16 protein-coding genes are annotated in these 19,143 nt (G+C 32.6%); 12 read left to right on the top strand and 4 right to left on the bottom strand.

Annotated features, from left to right (window positions below; translation table 11 throughout):
• Positions 1 to 2 precede the first annotated feature (2 nt).
• The 5 genes from VOI25_RS07315 to rlmN all read left to right on the top strand — a co-directional run bounded on the left by VOI25_RS07315 (position 3) and on the right by rlmN (position 5,865).
• Positions 3 to 2,012, top strand: coding sequence for a DUF3857 and transglutaminase domain-containing protein (locus VOI25_RS07315; RefSeq protein ID WP_323788402.1), 2,010 nt, complete (start codon positions 3 to 5; stop codon positions 2,010 to 2,012).
• Between the two features lies 1 nt (position 2,013).
• On the top strand, positions 2,014 to 2,340 hold the full coding sequence (locus VOI25_RS07310) for a nucleotide pyrophosphohydrolase (RefSeq protein WP_323788401.1): 327 nt from the start codon (positions 2,014 to 2,016) through the stop codon (positions 2,338 to 2,340).
• 2 nt (positions 2,341 to 2,342) lie between these two features.
• Positions 2,343 to 3,569 (top strand): 3-phosphoshikimate 1-carboxyvinyltransferase, encoded by a 1,227-nt coding sequence (aroA, locus tag VOI25_RS07305; protein WP_323788400.1) that lies wholly within the window; start codon positions 2,343 to 2,345, stop codon positions 3,567 to 3,569.
• A 73-nt stretch (positions 3,570 to 3,642) separates the two neighbouring features.
• Positions 3,643 to 4,692 carry a tRNA preQ1(34) S-adenosylmethionine ribosyltransferase-isomerase QueA gene (queA, locus tag VOI25_RS07300; protein WP_323788399.1) on the top strand — a complete coding sequence of 350 codons (1,050 nt, stop codon included), beginning with the start codon at positions 3,643 to 3,645 and terminating at the stop codon, positions 4,690 to 4,692.
• A gap of 132 nt (positions 4,693 to 4,824) precedes the next feature.
• Positions 4,825 to 5,865 (top strand): 23S rRNA (adenine(2503)-C(2))-methyltransferase RlmN, encoded by a 1,041-nt coding sequence (gene rlmN, locus VOI25_RS07295; protein WP_323788398.1) that lies wholly within the window; start codon positions 4,825 to 4,827, stop codon positions 5,863 to 5,865.
• Between the two features lie 42 nt (positions 5,866 to 5,907).
• Here the strand turns inward: rlmN and VOI25_RS07290 are convergent, their stop codons facing one another.
• Positions 5,908 to 6,726 (bottom strand): T9SS type A sorting domain-containing protein, encoded by an 819-nt coding sequence (locus VOI25_RS07290; protein ID WP_323788397.1) that lies wholly within the window; start codon positions 6,724 to 6,726, stop codon positions 5,908 to 5,910.
• Positions 6,727 to 6,808: 82 nt separating this feature from the next.
• Between VOI25_RS07290 and VOI25_RS07285 the strand changes: the two genes are divergently transcribed.
• Together VOI25_RS07285 and VOI25_RS07280 are read left to right on the top strand one after the other, a co-directional pair.
• Positions 6,809 to 6,973: a hypothetical protein gene (locus tag VOI25_RS07285; protein WP_323788396.1), complete on the top strand. Its 165-nt coding sequence runs from the start codon at positions 6,809 to 6,811 to the stop codon at positions 6,971 to 6,973.
• Positions 6,960 to 9,491 carry an alkaline phosphatase family protein gene (locus tag VOI25_RS07280; protein ID WP_323788395.1) on the top strand — a complete coding sequence of 844 codons (2,532 nt, stop codon included), beginning with the start codon at positions 6,960 to 6,962 and terminating at the stop codon, positions 9,489 to 9,491. The genes VOI25_RS07285 and VOI25_RS07280 overlap by 14 nt, the downstream gene beginning before the upstream one ends.
• A gap of 52 nt (positions 9,492 to 9,543) precedes the next feature.
• Here VOI25_RS07280 and VOI25_RS07275 read toward each other — a convergent pair whose 3' ends face one another.
• On the bottom strand, positions 9,544 to 11,211 hold the full coding sequence (locus tag VOI25_RS07275; protein WP_323788394.1) for a T9SS type A sorting domain-containing protein: 1,668 nt from the start codon (positions 11,209 to 11,211) through the stop codon (positions 9,544 to 9,546).
• 146 nt (positions 11,212 to 11,357) lie between these two features.
• Here VOI25_RS07275 and VOI25_RS07270 point away from each other — a divergent pair, with 146 nt between their 5' ends.
• The 4 genes from VOI25_RS07270 (at position 11,358) to VOI25_RS07255 (ending at position 14,915) form a co-directional block, all read left to right on the top strand.
• Positions 11,358 to 12,335, top strand: coding sequence for a polyprenyl synthetase family protein (locus tag VOI25_RS07270; protein WP_323788393.1), 978 nt, complete (start codon positions 11,358 to 11,360; stop codon positions 12,333 to 12,335).
• 73 nt (positions 12,336 to 12,408) lie between these two features.
• Positions 12,409 to 12,972 (top strand): RNA polymerase sigma factor, encoded by a 564-nt coding sequence (locus tag VOI25_RS07265; RefSeq protein ID WP_323788392.1) that lies wholly within the window; start codon positions 12,409 to 12,411, stop codon positions 12,970 to 12,972.
• Positions 12,959 to 13,747: a hypothetical protein gene (locus VOI25_RS07260; protein ID WP_323788391.1), complete on the top strand. Its 789-nt coding sequence runs from the start codon at positions 12,959 to 12,961 to the stop codon at positions 13,745 to 13,747. The genes VOI25_RS07265 and VOI25_RS07260 overlap by 14 nt, the downstream gene beginning before the upstream one ends.
• A gap of 61 nt (positions 13,748 to 13,808) precedes the next feature.
• Positions 13,809 to 14,915: a hypothetical protein gene (locus VOI25_RS07255; protein ID WP_323788390.1), complete on the top strand. Its 1,107-nt coding sequence runs from the start codon at positions 13,809 to 13,811 to the stop codon at positions 14,913 to 14,915.
• Positions 14,916 to 14,985: 70 nt separating this feature from the next.
• On the opposite strand, the gene VOI25_RS07250 is transcribed toward VOI25_RS07255, so the two are convergent.
• On the bottom strand, positions 14,986 to 16,281 hold the full coding sequence (locus VOI25_RS07250; RefSeq protein WP_323788389.1) for an aryl-sulfate sulfotransferase: 1,296 nt from the start codon (positions 16,279 to 16,281) through the stop codon (positions 14,986 to 14,988).
• 220 nt (positions 16,282 to 16,501) lie between these two features.
• Here VOI25_RS07250 and dnaG point away from each other — a divergent pair, with 220 nt between their 5' ends.
• Complete coding sequence (dnaG, locus tag VOI25_RS07245; protein WP_323788388.1) at positions 16,502 to 18,469, top strand: DNA primase; 1,968 nt, start codon at positions 16,502 to 16,504, stop codon at positions 18,467 to 18,469.
• On the opposite strand, the gene VOI25_RS07240 is transcribed toward dnaG, so the two are convergent.
• On the bottom strand, positions 18,466 to 19,095 hold the full coding sequence (locus tag VOI25_RS07240; RefSeq protein WP_323788387.1) for a response regulator transcription factor: 630 nt from the start codon (positions 19,093 to 19,095) through the stop codon (positions 18,466 to 18,468). The two genes, dnaG and VOI25_RS07240, sit on opposite strands and share 4 nt — an antisense overlap.
• Positions 19,096 to 19,143 lie beyond the last annotated feature (48 nt).

Raw genomic sequence — 19,143 nt, 5'->3', positions numbered from 1 at the left:
AAATGAAAACCATCATTGTCTGTTTAATGCTAGGTATTACACTATCATTTCAAGCTCAAAATTTTAAATATGGTAAAGTGTCTGAAGAAGAATTAAAAGAGACTATAAATCCAAATGACACCTCTGCTAATGCTACGGTATTGTATAAAAAGCATGATGTAAGATTTGAGTATAGAGAAAGTGATGGATTTGTCCAAATTGTAGAGGTTCACGAACGCATCAAAATTTACAACAATGAAGGTTTCAATTGGGCGACTAAAAAAATAAGACTATACAATAGGTCTGCATCAAATAGTGAAGATTTACAAGAATTAAAAGGCTACACCTACAATTTAGTTGATGGCGATGTAGAAAAAGAAAAACTAAAAAAGGATGGTATTTTTGAAGAGATTGCCAATAAATACTGGAAGTATAAATCTTTTACGATGCCTAATGTTAAAGCAGGTTCAGTTATTGAATATGTCTATGAGATTATGTCACCATATACACAAATTGATGATATTTATTTTCAATATTCTATCCCAATTAAGACTTACGAATTAAGAGTAAGTACGCCAGAATACTTAGTTTATAATAACCTTTTAAACCCTAGAGCGGCTTATGTGCCTAATTTAGTTAACAGTAAAGCTAATAAATCAATTACATTTACGAGTAAACAAAGCAATGGTACTGGGGCTGGAGCATCCACGTTTAGTAGTTCTAAATCAAACTATCTTGATAATGTGATTTCTTGTAATGCGACAAATGTGCCAGCGCTTAAAGATGAACCATTAGTGGACAACTTAGATAATTATGCTTCAAAATTAATAATGGAGTTAAGTATGACCACCTTTCCTAATACACCATATAAGACGTATTCAACATCTTGGGAACAAATAACGAAAAACATATATGATGATCCAGATTTTGGAGATCAACTCTCCAAAACAAATTATTTTGATGAGGATGTTGATGCTTTAATTTCTGGAGTTACCAATCCTATTGAAAAAGCAGCCTTAATTTTTGATTTTGTTAAATCTAAAGTAAAATGGAATGAATTTTATGGCTTTACAAGTGAATCTGGTGTTAAAAAAGCCTATAATGATGGCTCTGGAAATTCTGCAGATATTAATCTGATGCTTATATCGATGCTTCGATATGCTGGTATTAATGCCAACCCAGTATTGATAAGTACTAAAAATAATGGTATTCCGCTATTTCCAACACGACAAGGTTTTAATTATGTGATTTGCATTATACAAGGCGATGGTTTTAGCGCACTACTTGATGCCACAGAATCTTATAGTACGTTTAATACTTTACCACTTAGAACCTTAAATTGGCAAGGTAGATTGATTTTGGATAATGGAAGATCAACTTGGATTGAATTACAACCTAACGTTGTATCTTCAGATGTCACCTATTTGAATGCAAAAATAAATCCTGATTTTTCAATTGAAGGAAAAATAAGAAATCAAAAAACAGATTATGTTGCTAAACAGTTTAGAAACAGGTTTGCCGATGCTAATCCTGAAGAATATATCAAATATGTTGAGCGTAATAATGGAGAACTCGTGGTGTCAGAACTAGAAATTGAAAATGCTAGAAATGTTTCTCAACCAATAAATTTAACTTATAATTATTCAACAACTAATGAAATTGAAGAAGTAGGAGATAACCTGTATTTTACGCCAATGTTGTTTTTAGCTTCCGAAGAGAACCCTTTCAAAGCAGAAAAAAGATCATATCCTATAGATTTGTCGTATCCGTTTAATGATAAGTATGTGATTAATATTATGCTTCCTGAAGGCTATGAAGTCGAATCGATTCCTCAAAGTAAAAAAATCCAATTTAATGAAGGTCAAGGTGAATTTACATATTTGGTTAATGAAAATGGCAGATTTCTTCAGCTAACCATTAACTTTGAAATGAAGACGTCTTTAGTGCTTTCTAATGATTATGAAATATTTAAAAACTTTTATACATCTATTATCGAAACTCAAGCTGAAAAGATAATGCTCAAAAAAATATAAAATGCAAATAAAAAACGCCCAGAAAATAGTAGATGATTGGATTCAAGAACACGGTGTTCGGTATTTCAATGAACTTACTAATATGGCGCAACTTACAGAAGAAGTAGGAGAGGTAGCTCGAATTATTGCGCGTCGTTATGGAGAGCAAAGCGAGAAAGAAAGTGATAAGGGTAAAGATTTAGGAGAAGAATTGGCAGATGTTATGTTTGTAGTGTTATGCCTAGCAAATCAAACAGGAATTGATCTTCAAGCAGCTTTTGATAAGAAAATGGATATAAAAACAAAGCGAGATCACGATAGACATCATAATAATCAAAAATTGAAGTAACGATGAACGTTGTGCTTCAAAAATCCTCAATTGCCAATCTTCAATCCTCAATCATTATCACAGGTTCGAAAAGTGAATCTAACAGATTGCTAGTGTTGCAAGCATTGTTTCCTGAAATAACGATTAAAAACCTTTCTCATAGTGATGATACCAAGGTGATGCAACATGCATTACAAACGTCAGAAGCTATTATCGATATTCATCATGCAGGAACGGCAATGCGCTTTCTTACGGCATATTTTGCAACTCAAGACAACAAAAAGGTAGTCTTAACAGGTTCGCCAAGAATGAAAGAACGTCCAATAAAAATTTTGGTTGATGCACTAAATATACTTGGTTCAGATATTTCATATTTAGAAAACAAAGGCTGTCCTCCATTACAAATTAATGGTCAAAAAATAAGTAAAAATAAGGTCACACTAAATGCAAATGTGAGTAGCCAATACATTTCAGCTTTATTGCTTATAGCTCCTAAACTTAAAAACGGACTAATGCTTACGCTTCAAGGAGAAATTACATCTGTTCCGTATATTAATATGACTTTAGATTTACTAAATCAAATAGGAGTTAAGACAAAATTTGAAGATCATGTGATAACAGTATTTCCAAAAGCAACTAAAAGTGAAAAGCCCACTATAGTTGTAGAATCAGATTGGTCGTCTGCATCCTATTTTTATAGTATTGCTGCTTTAAGTCCTGTTGGAACTCAGATTACATTAGCTTCCTATAAACAGCATAGTTTGCAAGGAGATTCTGTTTTAAGTGAGATTTATAAAGATTTCGGAATTGAAACACGGTTTAATGATAATTCTATTGTTTTGAGTAAAGTGACAAATAATTTCAGTCCAAAAACGTATAACCTCAATAATTCACCAGATATTGCTCAAACCATTGCAGTTACATGTTTAGGCTTAGGTATTGAATGTGAGCTTTCAGGTTTACATACTTTAAAAATTAAAGAAACAGATCGTTTAGAAGCTTTAAAAATTGAGATTGAAAAGTTAGGAGGACAAATTGAAATCACTGAAGATGCACTTCATTTAATGCCATGTAAAAACTTGAATAAATCTGTTTCGATTGACACCTATAATGACCATAGAATGGCAATGGCATTTGCTCCACTAGCGTTAAAAACGTCCTTAAAAATTAACGATGCCAATGTCGTTTCAAAATCATTTCCGACGTTTTGGAAAGACCTAAAAACTCTGGGTTTTAAAATTTCTAAATAATAACTGCCTATTTACTTGACAACGCCTACTTTGAGATTGTATATTTGCACCTTGCTAAAAAAACATATAATACATGAAATTATCACACTTCCAATTTAATTTACCAGAAGAATTATTAGCTGAACACCCTTCAGATATTAGAGATGAAGCGAGGTTAATGGTTTTAGATAGAAAAAACAAAACTATTGAACACAAGCTTTTTAAAGATATCATTGACTATTTTCAAGAAGATGATGTGATGATCTTGAATAATACAAAGGTATTTCCTGCACGTTTGTATGGAAATAAAGAAAAAACTGGAGCAAGAATAGAAGTATTTTTACTTAGAGAACTTAATGAAGAACAACGTCTTTGGGATGTTTTAGTTGATCCAGCAAGAAAGATTAGAATTGGGAATAAGTTGTATTTTGGTGATGATGATACCTTAGTTGCTGAAGTTATTGATAACACCACATCTAGAGGTAGAACACTTCGTTTTCTTTATGATGGGTCTTATAGAGAGTTTAGAAGAAAGTTAACAGAACTAGGAGAAACTCCATTACCTAAGTATATAAAAAGAGATGTTGAACCTGAAGATGAAGAGCGTTATCAGACTATTTTTGCTAAGAAAGAAGGTGCAGTTGCTGCTCCTACTGCAGGTTTACACTTTTCAAAACATTTATTGAAACGCCTTGAAATTAAAGGTGTTCATTTGCCAGAAGTAACACTTCATGTTGGTTTAGGGACGTTTAATCCAGTAGAGGTTGAAGATCTGTCAAAGCACAAAATGGACAGTGAAGAAATAGAAATTTTAGAAGGTGCTGCAGAAGTAATTAATAGAGGAATAGCTGAAAAAAGACGTGTTTGTGCTGTAGGAACAACTGCAATGCGAACTGTTGAAAGTTCAGTATCTTCAAGTGGAACATTAAATGAATATTCTGGATGGACAAACAAGTTTATTTTTCCTCCATATGAATTTAGTATTGCTAATAGTATGATTACGAACTTTCATACACCAAAATCTACTTTGTTGATGATGGTTTCTGCGTTCGCAGGACATGATTTCATTAAAGAAGCTTATGAAGTTGCAGTTAAAGAAAAGTATCGTTTTTACACTTATGGTGACGCGATGTTAATTATTTAATCCTGAATTTATTTCAGGATCTCACGATTATTAATATCAATAGTTAAATACTATAAAGCCTTGTCTATAACGATAAGGCTTTATTTTTGCTAGATAGGAGTGCATCAATTTACTTAATTTTGTAAAGCATACATGGAAATAAAAAAGAAAGACATACGAGCATTAACCAAAGAACAATTACGTGACTTTTTTGAAAGTCAAGGAGATAAAGCGTTTAGAGGTAATCAGGTTTATGAATGGTTATGGAGTAAAGGTGCTCATAGTTTTGAAGACATGACTAACATTTCATTAGAGACCAGAGAAATGTTAGAAAGTAATTTTGCAATTAATCATATTAAGGTTGATCAGATGCAACGAAGTTCAGATGGAACCATTAAAAACGCGGTTCGTTTACATGATGGTTTAATTGTAGAGTCTGTATTAATTCCTGCTAAGAATCGCACAACAGCTTGTGTCTCAAGTCAGGTTGGTTGTAGTTTAGATTGTCGATTTTGTGCAACGTCTAGACTTAAGCGTATGCGAAATCTTAATCCGGACGAAATTTATGACCAAGTCGTTGCCATTGATAGAGAAAGCAAATTATATCATAACAGACCCTTAAGTAATATTGTGTTTATGGGAATGGGAGAGCCTCTTATGAATTATAATAATGTACTAAAGGCAATTGATAAGATTACATCTCCTGATGGTTTAGGAATGTCACCAAAGCGAATTGTAGTATCTACTTCTGGTGTTCCTAAAATGATAAAAAAAATGGCTGATGATGAGGTGAAATTTAAGTTAGCTGTGTCATTACATTCTGCAATTGATGACATTCGCACTTCCATAATGCCATTTAATGAAACATTCCCCCTTAAAGATCTTAGAGAAGCTCTAGTATATTGGTATGCCAAAACTAAAAATAGAATTACATACGAGTATGTTGTTTGGGACGGAATTAATGATACCAAAAAAGATGTTGAAGCTTTAGTTGAATTCTGCAGGTTTGCGCCAAGTAAGGTTAACCTTATTGAATATAATCCAATCGATGATGGAGAGTTTCAGCAAGCCAATACAAAAGCACTAGATATGTATGTGTCAGTTTTAGAAGCTAATCACATTACCGTAACCGTAAGGCGTTCACGAGGAAAAGATATTGATGCTGCTTGTGGGCAGTTAGCAAATAAATCATAAAAAAAGCGACCAATTGGTCGCTTTTTTTATGATAAATATGGACTATAAAACAATTTTCTTGCGAATAACTGAATTTGAATTCCTGTCAGATATCTCAATAATATAAATACCATTTGCAATACCGTTAGCTTCTATAACATGACTTTCACCATTTGTAGTGCCATCAAGTATAGATTTACCAGAAATATCTAAAAGTCTGTAATCTGTTGCTTGTGACAAATTATAAAGACCAATACTTTTATTTAAGGCCACAACTTTAATACTATTAATCGAAAATTCATTAATACTTAAAGTAGTTTGTCCTGCTTCAATGGCTTCACTAGGCGTCGTATTATAAGCATAATCTTTAATAATCATGTTTGCTGTATCTGTGGCAACTTGAATTCTTGCCCAGCCATAATACGTGTTAACACCTACAACGAGATGCAATCCAACATAGCCATCTAATCCATCGCAAAATTGACTCCCAGGATAACCACAACTACTGTAGTTAAAATCTCCTCTTGCAGAGAAAATTCCACTAGTTCCATTTATTACAGTTCCTGCAGCTAAATTTGAAGGATAATTGTAAGGAGCAGAACTAAATCCAACAAAACCATTAGAGTTATACATTGTTGCAGCAGTCCCAGATACAGGTTGCATAAATGCAAAATTAGCAGCTGAATTAATTGTGAATAAATAATCTCCTAGAAGGTCGTTGTTTAAATCTAAGGAATAAGAACTGCCTGGTAAGACTGTTTCATCAGCAATATCAGTGTAAACAATTTGTCCACTGGCATTAGCTGTTCCTAATATAGCGGCAGAAAAAGCACTATATTTTAAAAGTCTGTTTGAAAGTTTTTCAGAAGTAGTTTTTTTCATATATTTTTGATTTTATTGGTTCTTAAAAAGATTGATAACTTTTAAATATATTAAATTAATTTTTAAAACACAAATTACGCAAATGGTAAAAAAGAAATTTAACAATGATAATAAGTTGACAATTAGTGTTTCAGACATACCATTAGAGAGTAATCTTGGCTTATTGGCTTATGGAGACATTGCATTTGTGGCATGGAGAGAATTAAAAAAACAATCTAAAAAAGACCTATTAGATGAAGAAAAATAAGCTGTTATTAATAGGTTGGGATGCTGCGGATTGGAAAATTATTGGACCATTATTAGCTAAAGGTGAAATGCCAACCCTAAAAAGAATGATTGATAATGGTGTTTATGGAAACATGAGTACTATGAATCCTCCTTATTCGCCTATGCTCTGGTCTTCTGTCGCTACTGGTAAAACACCAGATAAACATGGTGTTTTAGGTTTTATAGAACCATTAGAAGATAATAGTGGTGTACGACCAGTTACCGTTAATTCAAGAAAGGTTAGAGCGATTTGGAATATTCTTCATAACAAGGGCTATAAAAGTAATTTAGTAGGTTGGTGGCCTAGCTTTCCTGCTGAACCTATTAATGGTGTTGTAATTACTGATAAGTTTCAAAAGGTATCTTTAGATCCAAAAAAGCAAAAACCTATGGCTAATGGAACTATTCATCCAAAAAATGCTGAGAAAGATTTTAAGGATTTAAGAATGTTTCCATATGAAATAACAAGTGAGCATGTTTTACCATTTATTCCTCTTGCAGCTAAAATTGATCAAAAAAAGAATAAAGGATTAACTCCAATAGCTAAAATTATTTCTGAAAACGTATCTATTCATAATGCAACTACGAAACTGTTAAGAACTACCGAATGGGATTTTATGGCAGTATATTATGATTTAATTGATCATTTCTGTCATTCTTATATGAAATTTTATCCTCCAAAACTTAAAGGAATTTACGAAGATCAATATGAGATTTTTAAAGATGCTGTAGTAGGTTCTTACCGTTTCCAAGATATGATGTTAGAGCGAACTCTTGAGTTAGTTGATGATGATACAACCGTAATTGTCATGTCTGATCATGGTTTCGAATCTGGAGATAAACGACTGTTAGTAATGCCAAAAGTACAAGCTGCAGCTGCCATGGATCATAGACAATTTGGAATGTTTGTTGCTATGGGTCCAAATATTAAAAAGAATGAAAAGGTGTATGGTCTAGGATTAATTGATATTGCTCCAACAATTTTGCACCATTTTAACCTTCCTGTTGGAGAGGACATGGATGGTAAAGTCGCTTTAGATATTTTTAAAGAGACAAAAGATGTAAAATATATAAAAAGCTGGGAAGATGTTGAAGGAGATTTTGCCGAGTTAGATAAGAAGAAAAGTTCTGATACTTTTTCAGATGAAGAAACTATGGAGCAACTTATCGAATTAGGTTATATAGAACGACCAGATGAGAAAATTGAAAATGCTGTTAATAAAACCAAGTGTGATTTAAAGCATAATTTGGCAAGGGTTCACATGGGTAAAAAAAACCATGAAAGAGCGAAAGAGATATTATTAGAACTTATAAAAGAAAAAGAGCCTATTGATATCAGCGCATACTATATGGATCTAGTTGGCTTAAGTCTCGAAAAAAAGGAATATGATCAAGCGCAGTCGTACCTTGATACGCTAAAAAGTATAAAAACAGATGTTAAATATGCGCTGTTCTTTACTGAGGCTGCAATATTATTAGGTAATGGAAAAACACTTAAAGCCTTAAAAGTACTTGAAGATGCAAGAGATGATAATAGAACTAACAATTCTGAAATTTGGTATAGAATTGGAGTAATAAATCATAGTCTAGGGAGATTTTCAGATGCTCAAAATGCGTATGATCGCGCAATAAAAATTGAACCAGATAAAGCTAAATTTCATAAGGCATTAGCAGAGAATTTTATTGAGTTAGGTGAGTATGAAGAAGCTGTGGAATCGGCGTTGACAAGCCTGGAATTGGTAAAATATTATTCAGAAGCACATTATGTTTTAGGACGAGCTTTAGAAAAACTTGGCGATCTTGAAAATGCTAAAATAGCTTATGAAACGGCTTCTAGATTAACACCCAAAACTTTTCATCATGCAGAAAAAGCACTTGAAAACATAGAAGATAAATTAATTGAGACGGTTCATTTAGTGGATAAAAAATCAAATGCTTATAAAAAAGATCAAATTGTAATCGTTTCTGGTTTACCAAGATCAGGTACATCTTTAATGATGCAGATGTTAAATAGTGGAGGACTAAATGTGTTGACTGATGAAAACAGAAAAGCAGACAAGTCAAATCCTAAAGGCTATTTTGAATATGATCCAGTAATGTCAATTCACAAAGATAATTCTTGGTTAGAAAAAGCTCAGAATAAATCGGTGAAAGTGGTTGCGCCTTTACTTAAATTTTTAGATTCTAAATACCGCTATAAGATTATCTTTATGAATAGGGATTTGAATGAGATTATTAAATCCCAACAGATAATGATTGGAAAAAACCCAGATGATTTACCAATTAAATTATTTGAAGCTTTTAAAAAGCAATTGATAAATGTGGAGACTTGGAAGAATAAAGAACCTGGTGTTGAAATTATGTATTTAAACTACAAAGATGTGTTAGAGAATACTAGTGAGGCCATAGATAAAGTTACTTCTTTTATTGGAGTAGACATGAATAAGCCTGAAATGGCTGCTTGTGTTGACAAAACTCTATATAGAAACAAGTCATAAAAAAAAGAGCTACATATTGTAGCTCTTTTCATTTAAAGATATAACGATACTATTATTGCTTTAATATTTTAATCGTCTTACTATTTCCATTAATATTAATAGTAGCTAAATAAACACCATCTGTTAAACTTGATAAATCTATCACCTCATTTTGATTAGATAATTTTCTAGAGATAACGTTTTGTCCAAGAATGCTAAACATTTCAATTGCATCGAAAGTCGAATTTGAAGATTCTAAAGTCAATTGATCTGTGTTCTTATTATATGAATAGCTAAAGTTATTAGAATCAAATTCAGTTAAACTTAAAGTTTCATCTACGATAATATTAAGAACCATTAATAAATTAGCAGATCCTGTTGATGTAGCTCTTACTGCAACATAATAGGCACCATCACCTGGAGGTGAGAACGTTTCAAATGCAGTATTAGCTTGAGTTATTAAGTCATTTCCTCCTGTATCACCAAAAACACCACTTTGAGCAACATTACTGTACGTACCTAATACATTTTGGTAAGCGGCAGTTGAAGATTGCTCATCAACAATAAGTAATTCAAAACTTTCATTGGCAACAGAGTTTAAGTCAAATGCATTATAAATAACGCTTATAGGATAATTATTACCTGCTGTCATATTTATTTGAGGTGAAAATAACCAATCATCTTTTTCAGTTTCTCCAGCACCTTGTGGAAATACAACTAAGAATTGATCAGTTGCTCCATCACCATCTAAATCGTTTATACCTGTATTAAAAGACCATATTGGGCTAATTCCATCAGTGTCTTCAAAGTCAAAACAATCAAGAATAGTGTCATCTACGAAGTCATTAGTATTGAAAGTTGATGAAGCATCAGCAACACAATCTCTAGAGGTTCTAAATGAAAGCGGTCCAACCCAGTCACTATCACCATTACCACCATCACAATTAGTTCTCATGTAAAAGTCGTAAACCGTATTAGGTGTTAAGCCCATAAATGTATAAGGTGATCCAGTAACTCCTGTAATAGGTGTTCCAGTTCCTTGAGTAAATAATTCAGGACCAATTTCGAATTCCCACATAGAAGTTCCTGGGTTTGCATCCATCCAGCTCAATTCAAATGTTGTACTAGTAATTGACTCTGCAACAAAATCAGAAGGTACAAAACAAGAAGGACCTTGATCAACAACAACATTGTCAATAGCCCATCCCCAAGCATAATCTCCAACCCATCTAAATCTAACTTGTGCATTAGTTGCGGCAGCTAATTCTGCTGTAACATCTATTTCAACAAGTCCAATTGAAGACGCATTTTGATCTGCACCAGCATACGATGCTACTTGAATCCAAGAAAATCCATCATAAACTTCTACAAATCCTGCACCACCATAACCAGCAGTAAAGAAATTATCAAAAGATAACTGTATAGTTCCTGCTATGGTAGTGGCGTCAAAAGCTGGGCTTTCAAGAGCAGCTTCTTCTGCTGGAGAAGGTGCTCCTCCAAATCCATCACTATCAAACAAAGCATAGTTGCCTACAATAGTATTGTCGTAATAAAGTGTGTTAGGTGGCGCGAATCCAACAGCTTCTCCTCCTGTAGCAACGGTCCAAGTTTCTCCACCACCAGCGATGTCGTTATTTGTCCAATCTAAAGGAACTGCTAAACCAGCTTCAAAATCTTCACTTAGTACTTGACCAAAAGAAAATGAAATTGATAATAAAAATAATAAAGTAATTTTTTTCATAAGATTATAAATTTTGGATTAATCAAGCAGCAATATACAAAAAAATAAAAGTGAATAATTTTAACATGTTTTATTTAACTAATAATTACAAGCCAAGCAAAACAAGTCTAACTTAATTAGTAATTTAGCAATTCAAGACAACTCTATTGAAAATAACGGAACAAATAAAACAACCCATTGCTTACGAAATGGAACTTTTTGAACAAAAGTTTCTACTTTCTATGTCAAGTAAGGTTGCGTTATTAAATCGAATTACGCATTACATTGTAAACCGTAAAGGGAAACAAATGCGCCCAATGTTCGTTTTTCTAGTTGCAAAAATGGTCGATAATGGTCAAGTAAGTGAACGAACGTATAGAGGCGCTTCAGTTATTGAATTAATTCATACAGCGACCTTAGTTCATGATGATGTTGTTGATGATAGTAACAGAAGACGTGGGTTTTTCTCAATAAATGCCCTTTGGAAAAATAAAATTGCTGTCCTTATTGGCGACTATTTATTATCTAAAGGTTTGTTACTCTCTATTGATAATAATGACTTTGATTTGCTCAAGATCATTTCGGTTGCAGTTAGAGAAATGAGTGAAGGCGAACTACTCCAGATTGAAAAAGCAAGACAACTCGATATTACAGAAGACATCTACTATGATATTATTCGACAAAAAACGGCAACATTAATTGCTGCCTGTTGTAGTCTTGGCGCTGCTTCAGTAAAACCAAATTCAACAGATGTTGATACCATGAGAAAGTTTGGAGAACTTATAGGTATGGCATTTCAAATTAAAGATGATTTGTTCGATTATGGAGATGAAGCTATTGGTAAGCCTACTGGTATTGATATCAAAGAACAAAAAATGACCTTGCCCTTAATTCATGTTTTGAATAACTGCACTAAAAAAGAAAAAAAGTGGTTGATTAATTCAATTAAAAACCATAATAAAGATAAAAAGAGAGTAAAGGAAGTTATTACTTTTGTTAAACAAAATAACGGATTAGAATATGCTGTTAGCAAAATGAAATCGTTTCAAGACGAAGCTTTACAACTTCTTAATATGTACCCAGAATCTCAATATAAATCTGCTCTACAACTTATGGTTAGCTATGTTATAGACAGAAAAAAATAATTTTTTTCGTAGTCAAGCAACCATTTGCATAATTCTTGCGTCTTTATAAATAGAAGACTTAAATAAGTACCTTTTGAAAGTTATTCAATTACATAATAACAATACTGCACTTTTAAAAAAAGCAGCTAAAAATGATCGTGAAGCACAACACGAATTGTATAAGGTACATGCACCTAAAATGCTAAGTATTTGCAGGTATTATATAAAGGATATTCAAAATGCTGAGTCTGTTATGCTTAATGGTTTTTTTAAAGCGTTTACAAATTTGAAAAATTTTAAGCATCAAGGAAGTTTTGAAGGCTGGTTGCGAAAAATAATGGTAAGAGAATCGATTTCCTTTATTAGACAACAAAAGAATGTAGAGTTTTCTATTGAAGATGTTACAATTCCTCAAGATCATTCTAATAATATCAATACTGAAATTGAGGTGGCTCAAATTCAACAATTAATTGATGACCTTCCAGAAGGTTACAAAATGGTATTTGTAATGTATGCTATAGAAGGTTACAAACATTTTGAAATAGCTGAAATGCTCAATGTTTCAGAAGGGACTTCTAAGTCACAATTATTTAAAGCACGACAAATGCTTCAGAAAAAAATTAAAGAATTAAATAAAACGAGTTATGGCACCAATTAAATTTGAAGATAAGCTGAAGGACAAGCTCGAAAATCGAACTTTAGAACCATCATCAGATGCCTGGAATACCTTGGCAGAAAGATTAGATAAAGAAGACAAAACGAAGTATAACACTAGATTTTGGTGGTTAGGTATTGCAGCAAGTATTGTAGGTGTAATTCTTATAACAACTCAGTTTTATAAAAATACTGAAGATGTCAAAGAATTACCTATTGTAGTCGAAACTGAAACAAATACACAAAGTAATCCAAAATTGAATACAGATGCTGTTGCTATTGAAGACATTATAACAAATTCAGAAAACGAAAAAGTGGACCTAGCAAATACAACAGAAATTACTTCCGAGACCGAACAAAATACTATGGAGTTGCCTAAGCAAGAATTAAAAGAGAACGCAAAACTTCAGTTAAAAGAGCAAAAAGAGGTTGTTGCTTCTCTTGAGAAATCTAAAGAAGATATAAAAGACAATAAGCTTGTTAAGGTGATGTCTTTAGAAGACATAAAAATCAAAGAAGTAGTTGCCGAAATTCAACAACTTAGTGCAGGTGGCGAGTCATCAGTAACAAATAAAGAAATTGATTCGCTTTTAAAACAAGCGCAACGAGAAATTTTAAAGCAACGTATATATAATGAAACAACCAAAACGGTAGATGCCAATGCATTACTTCAAGACGTTGAAGTAGAATTAGACCAATCGTTTAGAGATAAAGTATTTGAAGCTTTAAAATCAAGTTATAATTCGGTAAAAACTGCAGTTGTCGAGCGACGTAACTAAACTAGTATCATCAAACAAAAAACGAAAAGTTAAATCCAAACATCAATTAAATTACAACATTATGAACACTATTACTAAACACGTAGTGCTGCTTATTCTATGTCTTGTTACAAGCACAATCACTGCACAAGAACAACAGGAACAACAAGAACATTCAATTGCTAAGGACACTATTCCATATCGTGAGAATGGTTTAAAAATCGATAAGCTTGAAGAAGCAAAAAAAGCAATAGCAAATGAAGAACGTGAATTTTTGAAGCAAGAAGTCGAAACGATTAATCAACGTTTAGATAGAGGTGAGATCACTAGTGCTGAGGCCGAAAAACTTAAAAAAGAAGCTGCGATGAAACACGCGGCCAATATTGAAGATCGTATCGCAATTATTGATGCCAAAATTAGTCTTCTAAAACGAAATCCTGAAACTAACCATATAACAGTAGAAGAAAACAATTCTATGTCAATTTCGATTGGTTCAAATGGGTTTTTAATTGACTTAGCCAATGGGAAACGAAAACCACCAAAGTATGATATCCGAACTGGTAACAAATTATTTTTTGCAATAGGCTTTAACAACGCTATTGGCGAAGGACAAGATTTAAGTAATACACCATACGAAATTGGTGGTTCCGGATTTGTAGAGTTAGGCTGGATCTGGGAAACACGTTTGTCTAAGACTTCTAATTTTGCTAGACTTAATTATGGTTTCTCATTTCAATGGAATAAACTCAATGTAAAAGATAATCTTTATTTTGTGCAAGATGGAAATGAAACAGTACTTGAAGAATTTCCTGTAGATCTTAGGAAATCTCAAATTAGAATGACAAATTTAGTACTGCCTGTTCATTTTGAATTTGGTCCTTCTAGGTTAAAAGATTATGGTAATAGAATCCGTTATTTTACCGATAATAAGTTTAAAGTTGGAATTGGTGGTTATGCTGGTGTGAGATTAGCAACACAAAGAAAGTTGCGTTATAAGGAAGATGGAGATTTCGTGAAAGACAAATCAAGACGAGACTTTAATGCTTCAAGTTTAGTATATGGTTTAAGTGCTTATGTTGGTTTTGGTCCAATATCTCTTTATGCTAAATACGATTTGAATCCATTATTTAAAAATCAATTAGTAGATCAACATAATGTGTCAATGGGATTGCGATTCGATTTGGAATAATGTAATGTTTTACAACAAGAAACCCGATTCTGGTTAAATAGAATCGGGTTTCTTGTATTGTAAACTTGTCTTATTCTTCATCAAGGTTTAAATCAAGAATTTCTTGGTCATCTAAGTCATAGCTATAGCATCTCCAGAAATTCACTCCTATTCCGTTATATTTCCATACAATACTTCCATCGGTGGTTACTTCCCAAAAACCATAGTCGCCTTCAGCAATTAAAGTGTTTCCATTTTTGAGTCGAACCGCACCAGAAACTCGTCCATGAAATAAATCTGGATCTGTAAAACTCCAGACTATATTTGGTTCATTATTTGCATTTGGAATGAGATTAAAGTCATTTGGCATATCTAATTCGTAAACAATAGATTGGGCAGTGTTGCTACCATTGTTATACACTAAAATATTACCTTCACCTGGTTCATTGTCTTCCAAAATATTTGGAAAATGATTATTGTAAAACAGTCTTGTGCCTTCCGTGTTTTTATAAGCAGAAGGGTTACCAAACCTATAAAGTAAATCACCCCCTTTATTGTAGTTTCCTCCATTGCTCGTTGCAGCTTGTGCTGTGGTTGTGCTATGATCAATAACCCAAATTTCACTGTAATAATTTACACTCAGATAAATCACATCTTTTTCATCATCATAATCTAGTCCGTTGGCATGCATAATGTCACCATTATCAATAATATCAAAATTGCAATCTATGCGTTGCGGGTTTTCACTAACACTTCCATAATTTAAAAGTGTATTATCCAAATCTTGAATAAGATGGTCAAAGCTTCTCCATTGCCAAACAACCTGGTTATTTGATGGATTGATTTCAATTAGTGTTTCTGGATAAATTGGAACCGAAGTCACGAATCCATTTGCCTGAGCTTCTATGGCGTCAATTTTTTCCCAAACTATAAAAAGTATGTTGCCATTTGGTAAAAGTTCAGCATCGTGATGTGAGATGTAGTCCTCTGAAGAATATTCATATTCCCAGTCTATGCTATTATCAGGATTAATGATTTTAACTTTTCCACCATAACCACCAAATGCAATCGATGGGTTGTCTGATTTAAAAATACCAAGAAGTTTTCCTTCAGATAATAATTCTAAATCATTGCCAAGATTATCATCAAATTGCCATTCTTTAATTCTATTTCCCGCCTTATCTAATAAGTAGGACTTTGTTCCTCCATTTTCTACGGCAAGTGTGTAACTATTGTCGATTAAGTTGCCAACATACACTTCAACATTATCTGTCAATTCTGGGTCTGGTATTTGGTCCATTATCTCAGTTGTGTTGTCATCGTCATTTTGACAATTGAAGGATAAAACACATAATGTTACTACACAAATTGACTTTATAATTCTCATAGTTTTTTTTTAAAAGTTATAACTTATTATCAGTATCAATGCAAAAACAGATCGACTTAAAATTATAGCTGAGTGGTTTTCTTGTTTTGATGTTGATGTAAATACATCATGAAAAATATTATTCAAAGTTAATTCACTCAGTTAATTTTTAAAACAAATTCTTTATCTTAAATTTACCCTTGCTTCTAAATTGGAATAACTTCTATAAGTTAAAATTAAAATGATAACACAAAGAACCATTGAACAAGTTTTCGAAACTGCTCGCGTTGAGGAGGTTATTGGTGATTTTGTGCAATTAAAAAAAGCGGGAAGTAACTTTAAAGGCTTAAGTCCTTTTAGTGATGAACGTTCTCCTAGCTTTATGGTGTCTCCCGTAAAGCAAATCTGGAAAGATTTTTCAAGCGGTAAAGGCGGAAATGCAGTTACCTTTTTAATGGAACATGAACATTTTACTTATCCTGAAGCGATTAAGTATTTGGCCAAAAAATATAATATTGAAATTGAAGAAACCGAACAAACCGACGAGCAAAAGCTAGAAGCAAGTGAACGTGAGAGTTTGTATTTAGTAAACGATTTTGCGAATGACTATTTTCAAAAAGTTATGCTAAAAACCGATCAAGGACAAGCCATTGGATTGAGTTATTTTAAAGAGCGAGGATTTACTAATGAAACGATCAAAACGTTTAATTTAGGATATTCTCTTGACGAATGGCAAGCCTTTACTGATGAAGCCTTAAAAAAAGGATACCAATTAGAGTTTTTAAATAAAACGGGACTTACCATTGTTAAAGAGGACAAAAAATTTGACCGTTTTAAAGGACGTGTAATGTTTCCTATTCATAGTATGAGTGGACGAATTTTAGGTTTTGGTGGACGAATTTTAAAAACGGATAAAAAAGCCGCTAAATACCTGAACTCACCTGAGAGTGAAGTCTATCATAAGAGTAAAATTTTATATGGATTGTTTCATGCGAAGCAAAGCATAGCTAAAGAGGATAATTGTTATTTAGTTGAAGGGTATACTGATGTGATTCAGTTGTATCAGTCGGGAATTAAAAATGTTGTGTCATCCTCTGGAACAGCATTAACACCTGAACAAATTCGACTAGTAAATCGACTAACAAAAAACATTACAGTTCTTTTTGATGGTGATGCAGCTGGAATTAGAGCCTCCATAAGAGGTATAGATCTTATTCTAGAACAAGGTATGAATGTTAAAGTTTGTACGTTTCCAGAAGGCGAGGATCCTGATAGTTTTGCCAAGCAAAATACTTTAGAAGAATTAACTGCCTACTTAGAAGGTAATGCTAAAGATTTTATTCAATTTAAAGCATCGTTGTTAGTGAAAGAAGCTAATAATGATCCTATAAAAAAAGCTGAAACGATTAGAGAAATTGTGAATAGTATCTCTAAAATTCCAGATCAGATTAAAAAGGAAATTTATATTCAAGAGTGTTCTCGAATCATGGATATTAGTGAAGAGGTTTTATTTAGAACCTTAGCACAAATCAACAAAAAGGATAATCAAGAAGCTAATAAGGCTTATAAAACACAACAAAAAGCGTTTGATGTTGTACGACCAGAAATAAAAGCCCCAAAGGTAGATTTACAATACGAGTTAGAACGTAAAATAATTGAAATTTTATTACTCTACGGAAATAAAACTGAAGATTTTGAAGACTTAGTCTTAAAAGAAAGTGACGATGGCGAACTGCAATTAGAACCTGTGGTTCATAATGCTAAGGTTTTTGAAAAAGTATATTTGGATTTGCAAGAAGATGAAATGCAATTTAGCAATACTACGTTTAAAACCTTATACTATTCAATTATTGACACGTTGCATCAAGAGCCTGAATTTTCAACCCGTAATTATGTCAATAAATTAGATCAAGATTTGGCAGCAGAAGTGACTACTATTTTAATGAATGATGAGCGTTATAGCTTGCACGATTGGGAACGTAATCATATCATTCCTAAAGAGAAAAATCATAGTATTTCTCAATTGGTAAATCAAACGATCTTAACCTTAAGATGCTATTTAATTGATAAAAAAGTTGCTGAATATCAAAATGAAACGCTTAAAGAAGACACAAATTCAAGAAGTATTTTAGAAGATGTTAAAGATTATTTAGGACTTAAAATGTTGCTTTCAAGAAAACTTGGAAAAGTAATTGGAGGCAAAGTTTAAGTAATCTCCATATGCTTACCTTGATTAACAAGGTCGATTAAATTAGTAACATTTAGTTTTTTGAATAACCTAGCTTTATAGGTACTAACAGTTTTTTCGTTAATATCAAGTTCTAAGGCAATTTCCTTATTCTTTTTACCTGAAGATAAAAGTTTCAAAACCTCTACTTCACGAGTTGATAGTCTTTTGTAAATTCTGCTTTTAGATTTTTTCGTGTCATCATATTTAAGGTGTTTTGACATTTTTTCACTTAAATATAAATCACCTTTGTGAGCGAGAAGAATAGCCTTTTCTATAGTGTCTGTAGATTCCGTTTTTGATACATATCCCGAAGCTCCAGCTTTTATAGTGCTAATTGCATAAATCTCTTCAGGATGGTAACTAAACATGATAATATTGATACTACTATGTTCTTTTTTTATGGCTCTTAATGCTGTAATACCATTAAGTTCTGGGAGATCAATTTCTGAAATGATAACATCTACTTGGTGACGCCTAACAAATTCAAAAATTTCAACGCCACTTCCAACTGTTCCTATGACTTCAATTTCATTATGTTCTTTGAATAAGAGTTCTAAACCAGTCCTAACTATAGGATGGCTGTCTACTACTAATACCTTGATCATGATATTTAATTTAGTTGGTTACTAAGTGCCAGAACCTATTCAGATTAA

This window comes from Psychroserpens sp. (assembly GCF_034670085.1).
GTDB lineage: Bacteria > Bacteroidota > Bacteroidia > Flavobacteriales > Flavobacteriaceae > Psychroserpens.
This window is presented reverse-complemented; position numbering and strand designations above follow the sequence as displayed.